Below are 23,161 nucleotides of genomic sequence, written 5' to 3'. Positions count from 1 at the left end.
TTATCCATTTTTACTTCCTGTACCAGACCTTTTTCCCGCGAAAGTAGACAGCATCAGCCGCAATCTGCCTGGCGACCACTTCAGCAGAGCAGGACGCATTCATTAATATAAAGCTGGCTTCATCACCTGCTTTTGGCCATGCACGTTCACCCTTATCATTAAGCGGCAGGCAATTGCCGGTGGCGATAGCCAGCGAGCGACTCAGGTTAAATTCATCGCCGCGGGTATAAAGCCTTGCCCAGTCATAGGCTTTATCCAGCATGCTACCTGACCCAAAGGGAGACCAGTGATCGGTCACACTATCGGTTCCGCTCAGTAACGATACGCCTTTTTGGCGTAAAAATGGCAGTGGCATTACTGATTTACCGAGAGGGATCCCGGTTGCCAGTGAAACACCTAGCTCCACCATTTCATCGGCTAATTCGTCCAGTTCTGCCGTTTCTATCTGTGCCAGACAATAAGCATGACTGAGCGTTAACTTGCCTTGCAGGCAAGGTTCTTTTCTCAGCGCATTGAGCAGATAGCGAATACAGGCGATGCCCGTCGCTTTATCCTCATGTAAATGATAATCGATACCTTTTCCCGCTTCCAGTGCCAGACGAAGCGTTATCTCGAGGGAACGCACCATATCGCCGTCTACCTTGCTCGGGTCGAGGCCACCGACCCAGTCACAACCCAGCGACATAGCTTCTTTCATCAGGGCCGCGGCATTTGAGCGTAATAAGCCATGTTGTGGAAAAGCGACGATTTCACAATGCATCTGCTCGCGCCAGGGGATTAGGGCTTCCTGTAGCTGAAGTAAACTTTGCAGGCCACTGGTGGGTTCGATATTGCAATGGGTGCGCACATGGGTGGTGCCTTTTTCCTGCAACAGTTGTAGCAGGCGATGGGTACGCCGTTGTGCCTCTGGCAGTAATGTCGGCAGCAGGCTCTCTTCCAGAGCAATCATCTGGAAAATATCCCCGGCATTATTACCCCGAGCGGCGCGCCAGGGGTCACCATAGAAGGTTTTATCTAAATGAATATGCTCATCCCGGGTGCCGGGAAGCAATAATCGTCCCAGGCCATCCACGCAGGCTACATCCGGAGAGTGCAGGTCACCTTCATGGATAGCGGTAATCTTATCGCCGTCAATTTCCAGCGTATATTCCTGACATTCAGTACGTTGAACCCATCCGTTATCGCGGACAAAACCAGACTCTAAACGCACATTATTCAGCAGATAACGTTTAGTCATGGTTAGCTCCTTTCTGATGTAGAGGAAAGGTTGACGGTACAATCTCGGAGACCGGGGGATGACCGACGGTTCGCTCAGGATAGGTGCTGATAATGTGCTGAAAAACGGACTGAGACTCGGCATGTAATTCATCAAGACTGAATCCGGCCTGAACCATTTCGCCTTCCCAGAACACCTTCCGTCCGGCAACAATAGTACCTTTCACATCCCGGCCATTACCGTTCAGCACCAGCGCGGCGATAGGGTCGAAAATTTGCCCTAAAGCAGGCTGGTTAAGGTCAATCACCACCATATCCGCCTGACACCCGACGGCCAGTCGGCCTAAATCATCGCGTCCGAGCGCTTTTGCCCCGCCAAAGGTTGCCATGCGGTAATAGTCCGCGCTATTAGCAGCAGAAATATCGCCGCTTACCACACGGCTTAACACTACGCCCATGTGCATATTGCTGAACATATCCGGCGGGAAGGTATCGGTTCCCAGCGCCATATTGATACCAGATTGCTTAAAGCGCGGGTGATACTCCATATATTTTGCATGCCTGCCAGAGACCAGCGGACAGCTGACAACGGTTGCACCTGAACGGGCCAGGCGGGTAATATCCTCCTCGACACGCCCGGCATCAGGTTGAGAACCGCCTAAATACTGGCCATGAGGGAGCAACATATGCTGATTCAATAGCCCGCTCTCTTCCAGTACTGCCAGCGAGCTTTTACCGCCAAAACGCCGGGCAATTTCATTGATCTCCAGTTCGCTCTGACAGCAGTGCAAGCGGGTGGGGCAGGCGAGAGTACTGACCAGTTGAGCGAGGTCGTTGAGCCAGACCTGATCCCCTCCCTCAATTCTGTCCGGAGCCAGCATTGCACTGAGCGTCGGAACTCCACGCTGCTGAATACGGTTAGCAAAAGTGAGCGCATCTTCCAGCCCCTGATGTGCTCGCTTTTGGTCTTTCCGGCGACTGATCTGACCCTGTTCATCGGTGACATAGTATCCCGCCATAAAGGCCGGACCCAGCCAGGCGCGCGCTCCCAGCGATTCAGCCACATCCGCCGCATACAGGTACTCATCAAACTCTTCAGCCCATTCGCGATAGAGAATCGAGGTAATAGGTGCAAAGCTGGTGATACCGTTACGCAGTAACTGGCTATAGGCATAGCGTTTGGCGAAGTCGAGCTGACTGCGGCTGTAGAGATCCCGGCGCTGCCAGTCATGCGCCACCACCCGGCCTTTACGCCAGCCTGGCTGATTATCAAACGCCAGTACCGTGGTATCTAAGTCTCCTAGCGCATCAAGATCGATAAACCCCGGGCCAACCAGCGCATTGCCGACATTAATTTCTTCATCAACCCGGCCTGGATAGTCGTGGCCGACAAACAGAATTTTATCGCCCTGATAGACCACTTCGCCCTGAGGATACAGGCAGTGATCGCCGTTCTGATAGCCGACAACCCAGGCGGCACGGATGCGGGTTACAGTTGTTGTCAAAATAAGCACTCCCCATTCTCAGCAATCAATACCCCACGCTTAAAGACGGTACGGGCCGTCGGCAGTTCCACCAGCGATTCGACCATGCTTCTGCCCGGCACCAGGACTAAGTCAGCCCGACAGCCGACCTCCAGTCCGTAATTTTTAAGCCCCATCACTCGGGCACCGCCTTCGGTAATAGTTTTGGCGGCACGTAGTATTTCACTGTCTTTGCGCCAGCGGTAACGTAACCCCATGGTGACGGCCCGCTGTAACATATCGCCATTTCCATAAGGGCTCCAGGTATCGCGTACACCATCATTACCGGCACAAATGGCAACGCCTGCGTTGTCCAGACACTCCCATGGCGGGACCGCAATATCAGAAGGGGCGGTGGTCGCCACGCTGACTCCTAGTTCGGCCATCTGTTCGGCAAAATACTGCTGCTGAGAGGCTTCCACCATGCCGAGACAGAAACCATGACTCAGGGTCACGCCGTTCTGTTTCTGGTAGCGGCGAGTATAGTCAAGGATCAGTTCCAGACTGAATGCCCCCAGCTCGCCACGTTCATGAAGATGAATATCAATTTTTTTGTTATGACGGCAGGCCAGCTCAAAAATAATATCCAGGTGCTTTCTCGGATCGCGGTCAAAAGAGCAGGGGTCAAGTCCGCCTATTAATTCCGCTCCCATGGCTAAAGCCTGGTCGAGCAGGGCCTCGGTTCCGGGATTTTGCAAAATCCCGCTTTGCGGAAAAGCGACTATTTCAATATCGACATAACCGGCTAATTTGCGACGCGTTTCGAGCACGCCTTCCAGATTAGCGAGGCCAATCTCGTTATCAATATCAACATGGGTGCGAATAAATGAGGTACCGCTGGCGATACCCCCGCGGGCAATACGTTCAGACTGTACCTGGGCGTCGGGTTGCTGTTGCTTGCGATAATGACGTTCATTTTCAATCATCGCCCCCAGGCTGCGGGGAACATCATTGATGTACCAATCCCGGCCCAGTAAGGTTTTATCCAGGTGGGCATGGGCATCAACAAAACCAGGGAACAGCTGTAATCCCCGGCAATCGATAGTTGTCGCTCCGTCAGGAGCGGCTAATGCGATGCCTCTGGCTGCAATGATTCCGTCTTTAAGCAGTAAATCAACAGGCGTCTGGCTGTCAAAAGGGGTAACCCCGGTAAGCAAATATTGTTTCATTTAAGAGACCTGCGCTAACGGAATTGTGTCGTGGTGCGCCATCACCTCAAGGGGGAAATGGCACTCGATTTGGTGATTATCGCTGAGACTAAAAGCCGGGGGCATAGACTGGTGGCAGCGCTCTTTTGCATAAGGGCAGCGGGGAGCAAAAGCACAGCCCGGCGGGGGTGCCAGCGGGCTTGGCGCTTCACCGCGAATAGGCTCGCGTACGACCTCCGGACTATCGAACTGCGGGATAGCGGCAATAAGTAGCCGGGTATAAGGATGAGCGGGGCGAGCGAAAATCTCTTCCACGCTACCTTGCTCTACGATACGCCCCAGATACATCACCCCGACGCGGTCAGAAATATGCGAAATAACGGCCATATTGTGGCTGATAAAGAAATAGGTCAGGCCGTGCTCGCGCTGTAGCTTGCGCATCAAGTTAAGTACCTGAGCCTGGACTGATACATCCAGAGCCGAGGTCGGCTCATCGCAAATCAAAAAGCTCGGTTGTGTAGCCAGGGCGCGGGCAATCGAGATACGCTGACGTTGCCCGCCCGAAAATTCATGGGGAAACTTATCCAAGTCTTTGGCCGAGAGCCCAACCTGTTCCAGCAATTCGCCACAGTACTGCCGCGCCTGGCGGCTATTGCCAATTTTTTTCGCCAGTACCAGCGGCTCTGCAATCGAACGTCCTATGCGCCAGCGGGGATTAAGGCTGGCATAAGGGTCCTGGAAAATCATCTGGGTGCCATTCTGTTCACGCCCGTTGCTATCGGCACTGTCTTGCCAGGCAAAGTGAATCTCGCCGTCAGAAGGCTTATAAACCCCCGCCAGGGCGCGAGCTACCGTTGATTTCCCGCACCCGGACTCACCGACAATACTGAAGGTTTCGCCTGCCCGAATGGTCAGGTTTATTCCCCGTACCGCATGGAGTTCCTTCTTTGCCGCCGGGCGGAACAGCGAGGTCTTTTTCTCCCGACCGAGGTTAAAGCGAATATGGAGATCGCGAACGGTCACAATTTCATGAGCTGATGATTCACTCATAATGAACTCTCCTGTGGGTGGAAGCAGGCCAGTTGCACCCCATGATGAGGATGGATGACGGGCTGTTGTTCGTGACATTTAGAGCTGGCATGAGGGCAGCGAGGGCTAAAAGCACAGCCTTGTGGCAGGGCATTCAGTCTGGGCATTGCCCCGTCAATCTGGGTGAGATTTTCCCGGCGTTCGCGCATTGAGGGAATCGCGCTGATAAGTCCCCGGGTATAAGGGTGCTGTGGCCGACGAATCACTTCGGCAATAGGACCGGTTTCAACGATACGTCCGGCATACATTACGGCAACGCGGGAACAGACTTCCGCCACTACGCCCATATCATGGGTTATCAGCATTACCGCAGTGCCATGCTGTTCACACAGGCGACGCAGTAAACTTAATACCTGTGCCTGAACCGAAACATCCAGCGCGGTGGTTGGCTCATCGGCAATCACCAGTTGCGGATCGACACACAATGCCAGCGCGATGACCACCCTTTGACGCATACCGCCAGAAAGCTGGTGGGGATACTGATTAATACGCTGTTCCGGGCTGTTAATGCCCACTTCGGTCAGTAAAGCGATAGCCCGTGCTTTCGCTTCACTGGCTGACAGCGGTAGATGGGTTCTGATGGTCTCGATCAGCTGCTGCCCGACGGTCAGCACCGGGTTAAGGCTGGTCAGCGGATCCTGGAAAATGCAGCTAATTGCTTTTCCCCGCAGCAGGCGGCGTTCCTCCTCGCTGAGATTATCGATGCGCCTGTCGTTAAACCAAATCTCACCCTCGCGAATACGTCCGGGACTCTGGAGTAGCCCGGCAATCGCTGAACCAGTGAGTGATTTACCGGCACCCGACTCACCTACCATGCCGAGTATTTCACCCGGTTGCATGGTCAGAGACAGTTCCTGAATCGCCTGTAAATTGCCCTTGCGGTGCAGAAATTCAATGCTTAAATTTTTTACTTCCAGCAGTGAAGAGGAGGTAATGGTCATCAGGTTATCCTCTTAGCGGAGTTTGGGGTTTAGCGTATTCAGTAACCAGTCGCCGAGTACGTTAAATGACAAGGAAAGAATCACCAGTAAGCTTGCCGGGAATAACACCGTCCACCACTGTCCGGAAAACAGATACTGATTACCTTCGTTGATTAGGGTCCCTAATGAGGGCTGATCCGGCGGCATGCCGACACCGAGGAATGACATCGTCGCTTCGGTTAAAATGGCGACGCCCAGGTGCAATGTGGCCATCACCAGTACCGGACGCATCACATTAGGAACGATATGGCGCAGCATAATATGCAGCGGGCTGCCTCCACTGATTTGGGACGCCATCACATACTCACGGCCTTTTTCCAGTAGCGTCAAACCGCGTACCGTACGGGCATACTGCATCCAGCCGGTTAAGGCGATGGCACCTATCAGGATCATCGGGGCAAAGTGGCCGATATATTCTTTAGGAATAACGACTCGGGCCACACCGCTCACCAGTAAGGTGAACATAATGGTTGGAATACTGAGCATCGCATCGGCAAAACGCATAATAACGGTATCGACGATGCCGCCGAAATAACCGCTCAAGACCCCTAATGTGACACCAAGAATTACGGCGGCGAGCACGCTTAAACCACCGATGATCAGTGAAATATTAAGCCCATAAAGCATCAGCGAAAGGATATCCCGCCCTTGCACATCGGTACCCAGCCAGAATTTCGGGTCGCCGCCGTTAATCCAGAAAGGCGGTAACTCAGAATCCATTAAATCAAAACTGGACGTATCAAAAACATTATGCGGCGCTATCCAGTGGCTGAATAAAGAGCAAAACAGAATCAGCATGCAACAGAAAAACGCAATCACCGCGCTTTTGCTCTGCCAGAATAACCAGACAAAATCGCTATCAGAAAATGTCCGCCAGCGGGTGAGGAGACGCGTGGTTAATTTCTCTTTGGTCTCACTCTGGGAGTAATGTTGAGGTTGCATTATTGCTCCTTATTGTGCGCGCATACGCGGATCGATCAAGTAATACAATAAATCGACGATGGTGTTGATAACGATAAAAATAAAGGCAATAAATAACAGGTATCCGGATAATACCGGGACATCAACATAGTTAATTGACTGAATTAATAACAGCCCCATACCCGGCCATTGGAAAACAGTTTCAATGACGATAGCAAAAGCAATTAAGCCTCCAATTTCCAGACCAATAACGGTAACGACCGGTAATAACGCATTTCTCAGAGCATGATAAAACCAGATACGATGGCTTTTTATTCCCCGAGCCCGGGCAAATTTAATATATTCGGTTTTCATTACCTCCAGCATTTCCGTTCTCACCAGCCGCATAATGATGGTAATCATCGACAGTGCCAGTGAGAGCGCCGGGAGAATAAGCGCTTTGAGTCCAGTGGCGGTAAGTAACCCGGTACTCCAGAAACCTATTTTTACTGTGTCTCCTCGCCCGCTGGATGGAAGCCAGCCAAGCCAGACCGAGAAAACGATAATTAGTAATACGCCAATCAGGAACCAGGGCAGCGAGACGCCAATCAGAGAGATGATTTGCACCGCTTCACGCATAAATTTATTCGGTGAAATGGCCACCCAGACGCCGAGCGGGATACCGACCAGCAAAGCGATAGTGATAGAGACAAAGACTAATTCCAGGGTTGCCGGTAGACGCTCGATAATTAACTGAAATACCGACAGTTGATTATAATAAGAGATGCCGAAATTACCGTGCATTAACCGAGTGATATAATTTAAGAATTGAACGAACATCGGATCATTCAATCCAAGACTGGTACGCAATTGTAATCTTTCTGCTTGAGTGGCACTCTCTGGCAGCATATTAGCGACCGGGTCACCAAGATACTGAAAAAGAACAAACGAGATCAGGGCAACCCCAATCAGTAAAAAAAATGCCTGAAATAGCTTCCGCAATAAGAAAAACATTATTGCCTCCAGTATGAAATTAGGGCCTGACTAATTATTCAGTGAAATAAAATAGCGTTACCGTTATACAGTATGATTTTAATAGCTGATTATCAGGCCGAAAATGTTAGTTATATAAATATTTAAACTGTCATTTATTATTGTTTTATCGTTGCGTACCACAGACGCTGAATATTATCCGGGGTTTGCTTAATATCGAGATTTTTACCTACCGCCCAGACTACCGGCTCAAAATGCATCGGTAAGAATGGCAAGTCCTGGTTGGCTTTACCGACCGCTTCACTGAGTAGGGCAAGACGCTTGGTATTATCCAGTTCACCAACGGACTGATCTATCAGGCTATCCACCTCAAGATTGCTATAACGGGGAATATTAAAGGTACCCATATTTTTGCCATCATTGGTATGTAAGAGCTGAACGGCGACACTGTACGGATCCATAATTGGCAGGTTGGCCCAGCCGAGCACGCCAACATCGGTTCGTCCATTAACAATAATCGGGTCATACACACTGGCCGGATGCATATTCAGCGTCGTTTTAATGCCAATTTTCGACCAGTAACTTTGCACCGCCTGACACCACTGAACGGCATTAATATAGGTGCCTTCCGGGCAGTCGAAGGTGAGGTTAAAGCCATTCGGATAGCCTGCCTCGGTCAGTAGCGCTCGGGCTTTTGTCGGGTCATAGCTAATTTTTGGTGCTGCATCAGCATTATAACCAGGAATATCCGGGGCTAAATAGTTATCGGTCGGGATAGTCAAACCGCGCATCACCTTTTGCGTAATGGCATCACGATTAATCGCCATCAGCATTGCCTGACGTACCCGAAGATCTTTTAACGGGTTTTCCGCTTTGTCATTTTTAGCATTCAACTGGTCACGAAGATTAAGACTTAAATAATCGACGCGCAGTGAAGGGCTGACTTGCATATTCAATTTTGGATTGCTTTGCAGACGCGGAATATCCTGCAGGGGTACTGAAGTCACGAGATCATATTCCCCGGCTAATAAACCGGAAAGACGGGTTGCATCTGAGGTGACGGGTTTAAAAATGATTTTATCAACGTTGCCGCCAGCAGTGGTATTCCACCATTCGGGGTTTTTGACCAGCACCATTTGGGTATCGCGCTGACGGCTTTGTAAAATATAAGGGCCGGTACCATTGGTATTATTGGTTGCATAGCCTTCGGTTCCCTGACTGATATCAGTGGGCTTCAGGGCATTATGCTCGGCAAGCCAGGGCTTGCTCATAATCATCACCCCGGTTAATTCATTCAGGGCAATACCGGTTTTTTTCACCAGATGTATATCAACGGTATGTTTATCGACCGCGACCGCATCTTTAATCGTCGAGGCATTGGCCCGTACGCCGGAGGCCGGGTCGGTGATACGGGCAACTGAGGCTACCACATCGTCGGCGGTAAACTCATTACCGTTGTGGAACTTTACCCCTTCACGCAGTTTAAAGCGCAGAGTGGTGTCGTCAAGCTGTTCCCAGCTCGTCGCCAGCCATGGCTGGATTTTAAGATCTTGGTCACGTTGTACCAGCCCTTCATAAATATGGTTCTGGAAGGTTAATGCTTTGGTTGAAGCATAGGCATCCGGGTCAAGAGTTGGGATATCAGCATCGGTTGCCCAGCGGATAACATTTTCCGCACTGGCAGTGTGTGAAGTCACGGCAACAACGCTTCCAATCAACAGCGATAACAGTAATTTTTTCATCATTCATCACCCAGTTGTTTTGTTAGTAATATTGCTAGCAATCTTATTCATATCTGCAATAACGGTGCCAGGTTGCTTAATCCTGATTGAATCAGGCTATCAGAGAGGCCGCCCGGTCAGGGACTGATGTCATAGGTACTCTAAAGTGGTATTGGTCTGTTTTACCGGTGGCCGGTGAACCGTTATTCTCAGGACCCTGCACTTTTTTAGTTCAGTTGCTGCCTGAATGGTGCTTATCTTGTCTGTTTATGAAGCCTGGGACGAAAACGACCGGGCGATAGCTGAAGGCGTTGTCAGCCAGATATCATTGCGCTGCTCTATCAGATGACGCAGGGTCTGCTTTAACTGATAAAAACGGAACGGCTGACCGACAATATAAGGGTGTAAGGCAATGCCCATTATTTGTGCGCTGCGCTGGCTGCGTTGTTTCAGTTCACTAAATTGATCCTCAATCATGCGGCAGAACAGTTTGATAGAGGCACCGTTAGGAATAATGGTCGGAATATCATTAATCTCTTGTGGATAGGGGAGGGATAACAGCGGCCCTTCTTCCGTTTGCATCCAGGTAGGCATATCGTCATGGGCCCAGTTCAGGTTGTAGCTAAAGCCCTGGCGTTTAAGAAAATCAGGAGTCTGCTGACTTTCCGAGATCCAGGGAGACAACCAGCCAGCCACCGGTTTGCCCTGAAAATCGGTTAAACGTTTCTGACAGTATTGAATTAACCGCTCTTCATCGGCAGGGCTCAAATCCCCCTGGCGCTGTGAGTTCGTATGGCCGTGGCCGATTAATTCACTGCCCGGAATCGCAAGCCAGCGTTCCAGCAAGTCCGGGCAGTAATCAATAATTGAGGTATTACAGATAACCGCCGGGGGAATCGCTAAGGATTCGAATAAATCGGCCAGATGCCAGGCCCCCACCCGGTTACCGTAATCCCGCCAGCTGTAGTTAAGAATATCCAGCGAGTTTGCAGCCCGGGATAGCTTCGCCCCTTCCGGGCTGCCGAAAGCAAAATGCTCAAGATTGATGGCGATATAGAGCGCCATTTTTTTCCCGTCAGGCCAGGTAATCTCTGGTGCCTGATGGGCTGCCCGCCAGTCAAAACGTCGGTGTGTATTGATATCCCAAATAATGTCAGGTGTGGCCATAGTCAAACTTCCGCGCTAAAGGGGTAGGAGAGAGTGTTCAAGCAACTCCTGTGCCAGGTTAGCAATATTGCTAGCAACGAAGATGGCAGAAAAACGGGCTACTCAGACAGTTAAACGCAATAGCCGTGAGGGGATGAACCCCCTGTAAGGGGCGCTAAATATCGGTTAGCTAAAAAGCGGAAAATGACGTGAGGATTTGTTATTTCAATTATTTACAACGCGATTGTTAGTCTGGATTTCAACCTGCATAAATAATAAAAGGTCGAGCCCATGACAGACTCAAGACAGATTAAACTCGGTGCATTTCTTCCCGGCGGTGGGCAGCATATTGCTTCCTGGCGTCACCCGGAACAGCCCTCTGACGGGGCAACACAGTTTGAGTTTCACCTCCAGCTTGCCCAGACCGCAGAGCGGGGATTATTTGATGCCTATTTTCTGGCTGATGGACTAGCGGCCTCTTTTGCCGGTGGTTCAGAAGGCGGTAGCGCTAAAGTGGCGGGCTTTGAACCGCTGACCCTGTTTTCAGCGCTGGCGCCATTAACCAAAAATATTGGTTTTATTGCCACCGCTTCTACTACCTATGAAGAACCCTATAATCTGGCGCGTAAATTTGCCTCGCTGGATTTAATTTCTGGCGGACGTGCCGGCTGGAATGTGGTTACCACGGCGACAGAAGCGGCGGCGCGTAACTTTAATCTTGATACTCAGCATCCCCATGAATACCGCTATCAACGTGCCAGAGAGCATGTCGAAGTGGTGAAGAAATTATGGGATAGTTTTGAAGATGATGCTTTTATTCGCGATAAAGCCAGCGGTCAGTTTTTAGATTTAGAAAAGCTTCACGCGACCAACCATGTCGGGCGCTTTTTCAAAGTACAGGGGCCGCTCAATGTTCCGCGTTCCCCTCAGGGACACCCGGTAATTGTGCAAGCGGGTCAGTCAGAAAGTGGCCGCAGCCTTGCCGCGCAAACGGCAGAGGTAATTTTTACTTCTCACCAGCATTTACATACGGCTCAGGAATTCTATCGGGATATTAAAAATCGTGCCCGCGCCGCGGGTCGTAACCCTAATCATCTGCTGATTATGCCGGGACTGGCGCCGTTTATCGGACGCACCCTCGAAGAGGCGCAGGAAAAATACCGCACCCTGACCTCACTGATTGTCGAGTCTGATGGTATTTCGTTACTCAACGGTTTAGTGGGCGGTGGTGTTAACCTGGCTGATTTTGACCTGGATGGACCGCTCCCGCCACTCCCGGTCACCGAGGGAATGAAGTCGCGCCCGGAACTGATCCGCCAGATTGCCGATGAGCATGATTTTACTATTCGTGAATTATATCAATGGGTGGCCACCGCTCGAGGTCATCTGACCGTTGTCGGTAGCGCTGAACAGGTGGCGGATATTATTCAGGAGTGGTTTGAAAATGAGGCCGCCGATGGCTTTAACATTCTTCCGCCATGGTTGCCCGGCGGGCTGGATGATTTTGTCGACTTAGTGGTTCCTATTCTGCAAAAGCGTGGGCTGTTCCGTACCGCTTACGAGGGAAGCACACTGCGTGATAACCTGGGACTGCCTTATGGGGTGAATCGCCATAGTCTCCCCCAAGCTAAATCTGCCTGAGGAATGAGCCGATGAGTATTATTTATCCCCCTAGGGCGAGCAGTAAAAAAAAGCAGGTTTCCGCCAGCCCTTCGGTAACTATTGCTTATAAACGCAGCCTGAATCTGGCCTCGCGCTATGGTTTACTGCTGCTGTTTGTCGCCTTCTGGCAGACAGGCAGCCACGTTGGCTGGCTAAATCCGGCCGTATTACCCCCTCCGGACAGAGTGATAAGCGCACTTTATCAAGGTATTGTTTCGGGCTCATTGCTGGGTGATATCACCATCAGTCTGCAACGTGCGGGTCTGGCATTCTTCTCTGCGGTGATTATTGGTATTCCGCTAGGCCTGTTTATGGGACAGAGCCGGGTGATTGAGCAGGCGCTTGATCCGATTCTACAACTGTTTCGTCAGACCTCCGCCTTAGCGCTATACCCGGTCTTTATTCTGATTTTCGGTCTGGGCGAAACCTCAAAGGTCTTTGTGATTTTCTGGGCGGCTCTGTTCCCGGTATTACTCTCGACCATCAGCAGTGTTAAAGAGGTGGACAGCAAACTACTCGAAATGGCGAGAACCTTTGGAGCCGGGCGTTTAACCCTGTTTTACCGGGTCATTGTTCCGGCTTCAATACCGGGTATTTTTGTTGGCCTGCGTCTGTCTGCGACTACGGCACTGTTGCTGCTGATTGCCGCAGAAATGATTGGAGCCAACCGCGGTGTAGGTTTTCAGGTCATTAACGCCCAGTACAATTTCCAAATACCGCTGATGTTTGCTTCTATTCTGCTTCTTGCCCTGGCAGGGCTATTAACCAACACCCTTCTGGTTCTGTTGCAGCGTCGTTTGTGTCGCTGGAATCCCCGTAGCCGGTAATTACTCATTCTCTTTTTTATACAGGACACCAGAATATGAAGATTTCGCACTCTTTGATTGCGGGCGCGACCCTGCTAATGGCTGCAACCAGTTTTACCGCCAGTGCTGAGGAACAAGTGACCCTGCGCTATATGCCAAGCCACGGGGGAATTTCGGCCCATGAGCTGGCTGATGCGCTGGGCTACTTTAAAGGTACTGGCATTAACATGAAGAATGTCGGTTATGCCAGCGGTGGGCCGGAGTCCCTGTTTGCTCTCGCTTCGGGCAGTATCGAGGTTGGCTCTGCTGCAACCCCTGCGGTGATTAATGCGATTGCCAGTGGTAATAAATTTGTGGCCGCGTATCCGACTAACGGGATAGATGACGAGACGAAATCTATTTTTTATGTGCGCGAAGACAGCCCGATAAAAACGGTAAAAGATTTGGCGGGTAAAAGCATTGCTATTAATACCTTAGGTGCGCATCTCGACTATACCCTGCGTGAGGCGCTGCATAAGGCTAATCTTCCTGAAAGAGCTGCACGCCCGGTGGTAGTACCAGGGCCGCAGTTAGAGCAGACTCTGCGATCCGGACAAGTGGATGTTGCCGCTTTTGGTTACTGGCAGACCACCTTTGAAGGTGCCGCTCGTAGTAACGGCGGACTACGCCCGGTGTTTAATGATACCGAAGTGCTGGGGCCAATTGCCGGAGGATTTACGGTATTGAGCGCTGATTTTGTTAAACAGCATCCGCAGGCGGCACGTGACTTTGTTATCCAGTCAGCCCGGGCACTTGATTTTTCCCGTGAAAACCCGGAGAAAACCCGTGAAATACTGGCCGAGCAGCTAAAAGCGCGTGGTGAGAACCCGGAACTGGCCCAGTACTTTACCGGCTATGGCGTTCGTCCTGGCGGCCGTGCCGAAGACCATGATATTCAGTTCTGGATTGATATTCTTGAGCGTGGCGGTGTGATTAACAAAGGCCAGCTTAAAACCAGCGATATCTTACTTAAAGTCTAGCCGGAGGTGCACATGCAGACAGAATCTATTCGTTCAGGCGAAATCACTATCCGGCATTTACATAAAGCGTTTTCGCTTGAGGGCAAACCCTTTGATGTGTTTCGTGGCTTAAATTTACACATTGAAGGAGGGCAGAGCATTGCTATCGTTGGCCCCAGCGGCTGTGGCAAAACCACACTTCTGCGTATCCTCGCGGGTCTTGAGGAGCCGGACGGCGGAGAGGTGAATATTGACGGGCGGGAGGTACATGGCATGAGCCGTGAGCGGGCGGTGATTTTCCAGGAACCCCGGCTACTGCCCTGGCTTTCCGTACTGGATAATGTCCGTTTCGGGCTAGACCTTCAGGGTGTCTCAGCCAGTAATGCACGGGCAAGAGCACAACAGGCGATTCAACTGGTAGGCTTAGAGCAGTATCAGAGTGCGCTGCCAGGACAGCTTTCAGGCGGCATGGCGCAGCGAGTGGGTATTGCCAGAGCGCTGGCGATTGACCCGGAAATCTTGTTACTGGACGAACCGCTGGGAGCTCTCGATGCCATGACGCGCATCACCATGCAGGAAGAGCTGGAGCGTATCCGTGCGCGCGGTAATCTGACCATGGTACTGGTGACTCATGATCTGGAAGAAGCTATCTACCTGGCTGACAGAGTGCTGGTGTTACCGAAAGAAAAAGGCAATGCGATTCGTATCATTGAAGTGGCTCTGAAGCGCCCAAGGGAACGCAGTAGCCAGGCGTTTGTGGCGTTGCGCCAGCAACTGATGGCTGAGTTTGGTTTGCATTAATCTGTCATATTTCCGGTTGTCTGGATGCCTTACCGATCATGGCGTATGCGGATATTGTTTTTGATTGACCCTGTCTTTTTCAGTTAAGTTGTTAGCTCTGCTATATCTGGAGAAGAACAATGATAGTAAGAACATGGCATGGGTGTGTACCGCTTGAACACGCTGAGGATTTCGCTGTACATCTTGATTTAACGGGGGTGAGGCATTCTCAGAATATCGAAGGTAACAAAGGTGCCTTTGTAAAAAGAGTGACCCAAGGTAGCTGGGAACATTTTTTCCTTGCAACATATTGGGACGGTATTGAGGCGGTTAAAGCTTTCGCGGGTAACGACTACCATGTGGCTGTTACCTATCCTGATGATGAGAAATTTTACTTATTGTCGGATCCATATGTTTTTCAGCATGAAGTAGATGCTATTCATCCACTTTGAGTGGATGAATAGCATCACTGTCAGTGATTAAGAGGCGCTTAATCACTGATTTACCCTCTGAGGAATTAAACGCGGAACGCTTCAACCATATTCCGCAGGTTATGCGCCTGATCTGCGAGAGACTGGGAGGCGGTAGAGGATTCACCAACCAGCGCGGCATTGGTTTGTGTCACGCTATCCATCTGGTTAACCGCAATACTGACCTGAGAAATACCCTGCATTTGCTCCGCAGAGGCTATCGATATATTGTCCATCGCTTCCGCCAGTTCACCGACCATGCCGACAATTTTCAGAATACTTTGGCCGGTACCGGCTGCAACGACAACCCCGTTTTCTACCTGGCTAACCGCTTGTTCAATCAGAACTTTGATATCTCTGGCCGCGGTAGCACTACGCTGTGCCAGCGTTCTGACCTCTCCTGCGACAACGGCAAAACCGCGACCCTCTTCACCCGCACGCGCCGCTTCTACCGCAGCGTTAAGTGCTAATATATTGGTCTGAAAAGCAATACTTTCGATGACAGAAGTAATCTCCCGCACCTTCCCCGCGCTGAGTGAGATCTCTTTCATCGTCCCGGACATGCGTTGCATATCCTTCTCACCAGAGCGGGCAAGAGAGGCTGTTTCCCGGGCTGACATAGCTGTCTGCTGAGCGCTTGTAGCATTACTTTTTACGGTAGCTGTAAGCTGTTCCATACTCGCAGCAGTTTCCTGTAACGCCGCAGCTTGCTGTTCGGTACGAGAGGAAAGTTCTGCATTCCCCTCTGATATCTCATCGGAAGCCAGGGCCACTGACGACGACGTATCCTTGATTTTTGATACCAGCCTGCGCAAGTTAGTTTGCATACTCTCCAGCGAAGCGAGCAGGCTGGAAGTATCGTTTTTCTTCAGGATAATCTGGGAAGTCAAATCGCCTGCCGCAATTGCGGCTGCCAGTGCTTGCGCCTGAGCAGGTTCCCCGCCCAGCTGACGTTGAAGTCGGCGGGTTATCAGCCAGCTCAGAGTTAATCCCAATGCTGCGAATACAAAAGTCAGCACGAATAAGGTGACAAAAACGCCCGAAATAGCCTGGGAAGACCCCTTTGCCGTCCCTGTTGTGACACGAGCCTGGTAAGAGACCATATCATCAACTGCGGAGTGATAGCCTAAGATAGCGGGTATCAAATCAGCATTCAGAGTCTGTTTAGCGGCGTTATCCTGTTGCCCAAACAGCGTTTTAGCCTTGGTGCTCACCATCGGTGCCGCAAGTTCTATTTTCTCTAATAGCCCGGAAGCTTCATCAACTTCTTTAATGTTAATGCCAGGTATTGCCCTGGCACCGTTAATCAGCATACGGAACTGAGAAATAGTCTCATCGTTGTTTTTCTGAAGGGTAAAAAACTTTTGCTCCTGACTATTTTGCTGTTGTCTGTTATCGGAGAGATAGCTCAACAGCAGCATATTTTGCTGGTTTATATTATCTTTTAATGTTTGAAGTAACTGTAAATCAGCCAGTCGTGCTCCGGTGAGATCCTGCTGTTCATTTGCAGTTCTAAGCTTAATTCCGGCAAACCCTGTAACAAAAACCCCCATCAAAATGACAAAAAGGAATGCCATCATCAGCATGACGCTTAATTTTATTTTTTCTGGCCGAATCATAATCTTACTCCGCAAGTTTAGTCAGGAATATCAAAACATTTTTCTCGCGTCCAGGTGACCCTGGGTCACAGATCTCTATCGGCATAAAATTAAAGAGCTTCATGCGTTTTGTTTGAAGTTATGGCTTATTGTTATTGAAAGCGAGGGGATTCTGTTGATTTGTATGGTTATTTTTTATGTATTTATATTTCTCTTATGAGCATAAATATTTTCCCTGTTATAAATAGAGAGTCATAATTAGAATTTAAAGAATTTATCAAAATAATAAATCAACTTAATATTCACGATAATCCAGTCAAGTCGTCATATTATTTTAATATATGAAAAGTCCATTCGAGTTAAAATACGTTCAGTTAACCTGTATGTAATTTATCAGTTATCCATTACCGGTAGTACAGCGGACTTGATTGCCTCTATAGCTAACGTAATGATGCCCATCACAGTTGTTCTGGCTTTTTTTGTGGCCATCAGCTGGCACTCCAGCTGATGGCCCTTGGAAGGGGGCAATAATAATATTGAACGCTCAACTTGGCCTGACTATACTCCAGTTAATGTAGCGGAATGCTTCATCAGTATTGGTTGAAGGGGCTCTTGATGTTCTGCCCGCACCAGAAAGTTTTTTTGGTATATGTGGCTTCGTATTCCCGGCTAAGATGTATCCACCTGACTTAATTTTAGATGAAACTGACTCTCTTGGGGACTTCTTGCGGGTAGAGCAAAAGAGGGTGGATGAAAAAATGTTAACACAAATATTTTGTCAATTTGCCTATAACCCTAAATAATTCGAGTTGCTTGTAGGCGCAAAGCTCAGACAGCCGATGAGCATAGATAAACTATGTAATTCGCTATCTGAGCGTATGCAACGCCCAAACAGCTTGAAATATGACGGGTATATATCACAAAAAATGAGCGTGATTATGCGTACATCTATTGTCTGAATAATATTTAACAAATTTAAAATATTTATTATATGATATTTCCCATGACTTATTTAATGGACTGCGTATGACTTTATTTTCATTTTGTTTTGCTCCTGTTTTCTTTTCCGTACTGGCTTGTTTATTTTTTCTACACGGAAATACTGACTTGCATAAAAAGAAGTTGCAAATATTTATATTAATACTAATATCGGTTTCAGTATGCTTCGCATATCCTTTATCAAACGTATATATTAGTGGGCGATATGAAATATTTGATGATTTTTTCTTATTTTGTTTTCTTTCCTCACTAATTTCTATGTTTATAAATCTAATGATTTTTATAATAAAATCAATTAATGGTTCTTCATCTAATAAAGGGAATTAATTTATGAAAGAAATCAGTAAACAAGATTTAGCTCTCGTTTTTGGTGCTGGCGATCCTAATGATAAATTAGTGAAAGATTTAGGTGAAAATATGGCATGGGGTGCCGCCTTTGGTGTCCGTGGTGGCCCAGCGGGTATGGCTTTGGGTGCAACTGCAGGGGCTTTACAAACTGTAGGGCAAGGGCTAATTAATCATGGCCCCGTTAATGTACCTGTTCCGGTACTTATGGGGCCGAATTGGAATGGTAGTGGAAGTAACACACCGAATAATGTTAATAATAGGAAATAGGTACCATCAGTCATAGTGGTCAAAAAAATATAAAATAATCTATAATAATGCATATATAAAGCATCATGTAATTCATGATGTTGTTATGATGCGGGGTGAATATACTATAGGTTGAATGATTAACAATAAAAACATGACACTAGTTAATTATTTGGTGTAAGAATGGCATTAAATCTGTGTGATGATGTTTTTTATTCAACCTTATTAATTTTAACTCACCAATGAAAAGTTTTCCCAGGCAATATCATTTAAATATTAAATGTCCGGATCATTTATTACGGTGACCGCCGGTACGGTCACTTCTGAGAAAAAATTTACACGGAATATATGTATAAGATCATGTGACTGTTTTACGTTCACTCTCCTGTCTGCCCCAGGGTACTGGTCACTATCAGAAAACGCCTATCTCAGCGCCTGTGCCAGTAAAGTAATGGGATGTTCACAGCGTTTACTAGTGGACATCTCAATTTGCCACTTACAGGTTTCGCAGTCGGTGACGACTATATCCGCGCCACTCTCTTCAATCTGACGAAACAATGGTGCACCGATAGATTGCGACGTGGGATAGTTCTCTTTCTTAAAGCCGTAGGTTCCTGCAATGCCGCAGCACTGGGAATCCAGTACCGTCAGTTCCAGTCCCGGAATTTTACGCAGCAGTTCAAGGGTATAAAGCGTCCAACCCATTTTTTCCATATGGCAGGGCGTATGGTAAACCACTTTTAATGGCAAATTTTTCAAGGGCAGTGTTTTGCCTTCATCCAGCTTACGCCAGAGCCAGCGGGTGGCAAGTTCGATATGTTCACGCAGGCCAGAGTTATCAACATCGAGGACTTCCGGATATTCATCGCGAAGCGCAAAAGTACAGGTTGATGACGTGGCGATGACCGGAATACCTTTTCCCTCAATGGCTTCACGCAGTGATTCGACATTCCTGACCGCCTGTTTACGCGCTTTATCCGTAAAACCATTGGCAATAAGCGGAACACCGCAGCATTTCTCTTTATTCAGCAGCTGTACTCCGGTTCCCATCGCGTTCAGAACGGTAACTAAATCCTTACCAAGCTGAGGGTGGTTATAATTGACAAAACAGCCGTGGAAGAAGGCGACCTGATCCTCAAACTGCGCTTGCTGTTTCGCGATGCTGCGATACCAGTGACGGAAGGTACCCAAAGAGTATTTTGGCAGTGTCCGCCGATGGTCGATTTTTAAGGCATAGTCGAGCAGCTTGCGCACCGGCTTAAGTGAGGTCGCGGTATTCACGAGCGGGGCAAATGGCGTCGAGATGCTGCCCATCAGGTCAGTATGACTGAGGACAAAATTACGCAGCGATGGCCGGGTAGTATCATATTTTGCCCTGGCTCGCTGGATAATATCGCCGATTTTTATATCCGACGGGCAGGCGACTTCGCAGCGTTTACAGTTGATACAATACTTCAGGGCTTCATCATACAGGGCGCCATCTTTCAAACGCAGACGTTCGCCATCCGGCCCGGCCTGTTTAGGTCCCGGATAGCTCGGATTCACCTGGCTTACCGGACAAACGGTGGTACAGACTGTGCATTTGATGCAACTTTCAAAGCGGGTATCGTTCATTGCTTCTCTCCTGCGCGTCTGGCGACCTGCCGGGCGGCATACAATGCGCTGACGGCACAGACGCCGCCTCCACAACCTTGAGCTATTGGGTCGAATCCAGCGAGTATCGAACCGATGGCATAGAGGTTTTCGATAGTTTTACCCGCCAGTGAGGGGCGCAATGTTTCATCGGTCATCACGCCAAACTGCTGCCAGGGCTGGGGGTCAAAAAAGTCACGCTGATACCAGTCTGCGCGAGTAGCGGTTTGCTGCACATCCAGACCGAGAATAGGTTCTCTGATACTGTCCCGACTGGCGACTAAACCCTGGCTAAAGAAACTGCCGCTGGCGAGCACGGCAAAACGCGGACGCAGTGGGATATCCGCATGATTACGCGTCCAGATTTCACTGACCACGCCATCGTGACAAGTGATTCTCTTCACCTCATCGCCGGGCATCCAGATACCGCCCTGACGAACAAATTGCCGTTGCAACTGGTTTTGCAGACGGATACCCAGAACCGAAGGTGGCAGGGTAGGAAGAAGCATCACTGAGCAGGGGAGTTTTTCATTAAGCCAGCGCCAGAGCCGCTCATCGGCGAGCCCGAAGCAGGCCGGTAAGATTATCATTTCGCAGGTTCTGGCTATCGGGAACAATGCTTCGTACAGCGACGGCCACAGATCTTCTTTATCCAGCTGGCGGGCAATATTCACCGAGCGAAATTCGGTTGGATTATCACGCAGGACATCTAACTGCGGGAGTTCTATTTCAGCGGTCTCGGCCGTCACTCCCTGTTCGGACAGCGAGGCGGCGGCCAGATGTGCCTGAAAATCCAGCAATCCACTGATGCCTACCAGGCAAACACGTTTGGCAGAGAGGGGCCAGAGTGGCACTTCTGGCGAGCTTAACCAGGTTGAGCGCAGAGTCCCCAGCGGTGTGACGCGGTGCTGGATGCTGTGAACATCCCCCTGCAAATGCGCCCCTGATTCTGCCAGCAGGTTTTGTGCCTGCTGCGCCAGTTGCAGCACGGTTTGGGTGCCTATAATACTATAAGGGTGCCGTGGGGCTTGTTCCGACAAGGTATCGAGACCGGCTTCGATATCGGTAACAGGCTGACCATCCGGCAGGTAACTGAGTAAATCGAGAGAACCTGAAGAGAAGGACAGTGCACTCTGGCCTCGGGTGATAATCGCGCAGCGTACGCCGCTTTTTTGCCGTTGCAGGCCGTAAAGTAAACCGGCCAGGCCACCGCCGATAATAACCGAGTCAAATTTCATGTTTGTGCTCCTTCTTTTCCATACCGCATAATCCCTGGTACACCCAGCGAGTAAACTCGCTTTCGCGTAAGGCATCTCCCCAGGCAATCGGCTGCACCCCTTTCCAGCGCTCATTGAGGAAGTCAGAAAGCTGAGTAATAGATTGTGCGGCGGTGGTGACATTAAATCGCTGTAGCAAACCTGCTGCCCGGCAGGCACACAGCTCTCCCTGACAAGTTCCCATTCCCACGCGGGTACGACGACGTAAGTCAAGCAGGCTATTCACGGTCAGATTTTCAACCGCGTATTGCACTTCGCCTGCGGTGACGGCTTCGCATTCACAGACCAGACTACGGTGCTGACGGCCTTCGCTGAGCCAGGAGGGAGTACGGTCGCCGTGGCGATAAACGGCAGAGCCGCGTAGCGGGACGGGCAGGGAGATCACGCGCTTAAGCGTGCTTTCGGTTGATTCTTGTGAACCCGGCAGCGGCGTGTCGGCGGTGGTGCAGGGACGATTATTCCCCAGCTTGCGGCAAACCGCGTCGGTCGCCCATTCGGCCATTAAACGGTAGGTCATTAATTTCCCGCCGGTAATCGTAATAAATCCGTCCATTCCGTCACGTTCAGCATGGTCAAATAACACAATACCGCGGCTGACGTTACGACCGGTGGGGTCATCATCCGTGGCAACCAGCGGGCGCACGCCGGAGTAGGCACGCAAAATGCGGGTCTTAGCCATAATCGGGGCCAGTTTTTCCCCTTCGCGAAGCAGAATATCCACTTCCTGGGCGGTCACGCGGTTGCAGTCAATATCGTTGTAGTCAATATGCTGGGAGGTGGTGCCAATCAGTGAGATGGTATCACCGGGCACCAGAATGTCGGCATCAGAAGGTTTACGGCAGCGGTTAATCACATGCTGATTAATTCGGTGATCCATGATTAACAAAGAACCTTTCGCCGGAAGCATGCGAATACTTAAATCGGCATATTCTGCAATACGCTGCCCCCAGATCCCGGCGGCATTAACCACCACGGGGGCATGCAGAGAGAGAGTTTCACCGGTCAGGTGATTACGCAGATTGACTCCGTGAACCCGGGTTCCGGTACGAATGAGCCCGGTGACTTCATGAGCAGTTAAAATAACGGCGCCGTGCTCTCTGGCATCGAGCATATTGGCAGCGGTCAGACGAAAGGGGTCAATGGTGCCATCCGGTACTTTCACCGCGCCGGTCAGTAGCGGATTGACCGCGGGTTCAATAATACGTGCCTGTTTGGGATCAATGGCTTGTGCACTAATACCCGCTTCTTCACAGGCACGAATAAAAGTGGCCTGGAATGAAAGCTCGTCTTCCGGCAGGGTGATAAACAGCCCTCCGGTTGGCTCCACGCAGTGACGCGCTATGCGTTTCAGTATTTGGTTTTCGCTTATGCACTCGCGAGCAGATTCCGCATCGGTAACCGCGTAGCGTGCACCGCTGTGTAACAGACCGTGATTTCGGCCGGTTGCTCCGGTAGCTATATCATGGCGCTCCACCAGCGTCACCTGCAATCCACGCAGTGCACAGTCGCGCGCAATTCCCGCGCCAGTAGCTCCTCCACCAATGATAATCACGTCACTTGTTTGTGAGTCATGAATTTTCATTTTTCTTCCCGATGTGGTTCGTTTCTTACTATTTAGCCACATTAAAAA

General features: G+C 49.9%; 19 protein-coding genes. 6 read left to right on the top strand and 13 right to left on the bottom strand.

Annotated elements, in window-relative coordinates:
- Positions 1-10: 10 nt before the first annotated feature.
- The 9 genes from M2387_RS11480 to M2387_RS11440 form a co-directional block, all read right to left on the bottom strand.
- On the bottom strand, positions 11-1,237 hold the full coding sequence (locus M2387_RS11480; protein ID WP_259049385.1) for an amidohydrolase: 1,227 nt from the start codon (positions 1,235-1,237) through the stop codon (positions 11-13).
- Positions 1,230-2,720, bottom strand: coding sequence for a chlorohydrolase family protein (locus tag M2387_RS11475; protein WP_310572773.1), 1,491 nt, complete (start codon positions 2,718-2,720; stop codon positions 1,230-1,232). Before M2387_RS11475 ends, M2387_RS11480 begins: the two co-directional genes overlap by 8 nt.
- Positions 2,717-3,907, bottom strand: coding sequence for an amidohydrolase family protein (locus tag M2387_RS11470; protein WP_259049382.1), 1,191 nt, complete (start codon positions 3,905-3,907; stop codon positions 2,717-2,719). Before M2387_RS11470 ends, M2387_RS11475 begins: the two co-directional genes overlap by 4 nt.
- Complete coding sequence (locus M2387_RS11465) at positions 3,908-4,936, bottom strand: ABC transporter ATP-binding protein (RefSeq protein WP_259049380.1); 1,029 nt, start codon at positions 4,934-4,936, stop codon at positions 3,908-3,910. It lies immediately after the preceding gene.
- On the bottom strand, positions 4,933-5,916 hold the full coding sequence (locus M2387_RS11460; protein ID WP_259049379.1) for an ABC transporter ATP-binding protein: 984 nt from the start codon (positions 5,914-5,916) through the stop codon (positions 4,933-4,935). The genes M2387_RS11465 and M2387_RS11460 overlap by 4 nt, the downstream gene beginning before the upstream one ends.
- A gap of 12 nt (positions 5,917-5,928) precedes the next feature.
- Positions 5,929-6,897 carry an ABC transporter permease gene (locus M2387_RS11455; RefSeq protein WP_259049378.1) on the bottom strand — a complete coding sequence of 323 codons (969 nt, stop codon included), beginning with the start codon at positions 6,895-6,897 and terminating at the stop codon, positions 5,929-5,931.
- Positions 6,898-6,906: 9 nt separating this feature from the next.
- Positions 6,907-7,869 (bottom strand): ABC transporter permease, encoded by a 963-nt coding sequence (locus M2387_RS11450; RefSeq protein WP_259049377.1) that lies wholly within the window; start codon positions 7,867-7,869, stop codon positions 6,907-6,909.
- 137 nt (positions 7,870-8,006) lie between these two features.
- On the bottom strand, positions 8,007-9,590 hold the full coding sequence (locus tag M2387_RS11445; RefSeq protein WP_259049854.1) for an ABC transporter substrate-binding protein: 1,584 nt from the start codon (positions 9,588-9,590) through the stop codon (positions 8,007-8,009).
- 246 nt (positions 9,591-9,836) lie between these two features.
- Positions 9,837-10,736 carry a polysaccharide deacetylase family protein gene (locus M2387_RS11440; protein WP_259049376.1) on the bottom strand — a complete coding sequence of 300 codons (900 nt, stop codon included), beginning with the start codon at positions 10,734-10,736 and terminating at the stop codon, positions 9,837-9,839.
- A gap of 270 nt (positions 10,737-11,006) precedes the next feature.
- Here M2387_RS11440 and M2387_RS11435 point away from each other — a divergent pair, with 270 nt between their 5' ends.
- The 5 genes from M2387_RS11435 to M2387_RS11415 all read left to right on the top strand — a co-directional run bounded on the left by M2387_RS11435 (position 11,007) and on the right by M2387_RS11415 (position 15,413).
- Positions 11,007-12,356, top strand: coding sequence for an LLM class flavin-dependent oxidoreductase (locus M2387_RS11435; protein WP_259049375.1), 1,350 nt, complete (start codon positions 11,007-11,009; stop codon positions 12,354-12,356).
- A gap of 11 nt (positions 12,357-12,367) precedes the next feature.
- Positions 12,368-13,204: an ABC transporter permease gene (locus M2387_RS11430; protein ID WP_259049374.1), complete on the top strand. Its 837-nt coding sequence runs from the start codon at positions 12,368-12,370 to the stop codon at positions 13,202-13,204.
- A 35-nt stretch (positions 13,205-13,239) separates the two neighbouring features.
- A complete protein-coding gene (locus M2387_RS11425; RefSeq protein ID WP_259049372.1) occupies positions 13,240-14,202 on the top strand; it encodes an ABC transporter substrate-binding protein in 963 nt (320 codons plus the stop codon).
- A 12-nt stretch (positions 14,203-14,214) separates the two neighbouring features.
- Positions 14,215-14,982 carry an ABC transporter ATP-binding protein gene (locus tag M2387_RS11420; protein ID WP_259049370.1) on the top strand — a complete coding sequence of 256 codons (768 nt, stop codon included), beginning with the start codon at positions 14,215-14,217 and terminating at the stop codon, positions 14,980-14,982.
- A gap of 119 nt (positions 14,983-15,101) precedes the next feature.
- Positions 15,102-15,413, top strand: coding sequence for a hypothetical protein (locus M2387_RS11415; protein WP_259049369.1), 312 nt, complete (start codon positions 15,102-15,104; stop codon positions 15,411-15,413).
- A 65-nt stretch (positions 15,414-15,478) separates the two neighbouring features.
- Here the strand turns inward: M2387_RS11415 and M2387_RS11410 are convergent, their stop codons facing one another.
- Positions 15,479-17,050 (bottom strand): methyl-accepting chemotaxis protein, encoded by a 1,572-nt coding sequence (locus tag M2387_RS11410; protein WP_259049366.1) that lies wholly within the window; start codon positions 17,048-17,050, stop codon positions 15,479-15,481.
- A gap of 1,308 nt (positions 17,051-18,358) precedes the next feature.
- Between M2387_RS11410 and M2387_RS11405 the strand changes: the two genes are divergently transcribed.
- Positions 18,359-18,643, top strand: a complete 285-nt coding sequence (locus tag M2387_RS11405) for an E492 group microcin (protein WP_259049365.1) — start codon at positions 18,359-18,361, stop codon at positions 18,641-18,643.
- A 402-nt stretch (positions 18,644-19,045) separates the two neighbouring features.
- Here the strand turns inward: M2387_RS11405 and glpC are convergent, their stop codons facing one another.
- The 3 genes from glpC to glpA are packed head-to-tail and all read right to left on the bottom strand — an operon-like array spanning position 19,046 to position 23,113.
- On the bottom strand, positions 19,046-20,236 hold the full coding sequence (gene glpC, locus M2387_RS11400) for an anaerobic glycerol-3-phosphate dehydrogenase subunit GlpC (RefSeq protein ID WP_259049363.1): 1,191 nt from the start codon (positions 20,234-20,236) through the stop codon (positions 19,046-19,048).
- Complete coding sequence (glpB, locus tag M2387_RS11395) at positions 20,233-21,492, bottom strand: glycerol-3-phosphate dehydrogenase subunit GlpB (RefSeq protein ID WP_259049362.1); 1,260 nt, start codon at positions 21,490-21,492, stop codon at positions 20,233-20,235. Before glpB ends, glpC begins: the two co-directional genes overlap by 4 nt.
- A complete protein-coding gene (glpA, locus tag M2387_RS11390; RefSeq protein WP_259049361.1) occupies positions 21,482-23,113 on the bottom strand; it encodes an anaerobic glycerol-3-phosphate dehydrogenase subunit A in 1,632 nt (543 codons plus the stop codon). The genes glpB and glpA overlap by 11 nt, the downstream gene beginning before the upstream one ends.
- Between the last annotated feature and the right edge of the window lie 48 nt (positions 23,114-23,161).

Origin of the sequence: Klebsiella sp. BIGb0407 (genome assembly GCF_024807845.1) — a bacterium.
Taxonomy (GTDB): Bacteria; Pseudomonadota; Gammaproteobacteria; order Enterobacterales; family Enterobacteriaceae; genus JGM124.
This window is presented reverse-complemented; position numbering and strand designations above follow the sequence as displayed.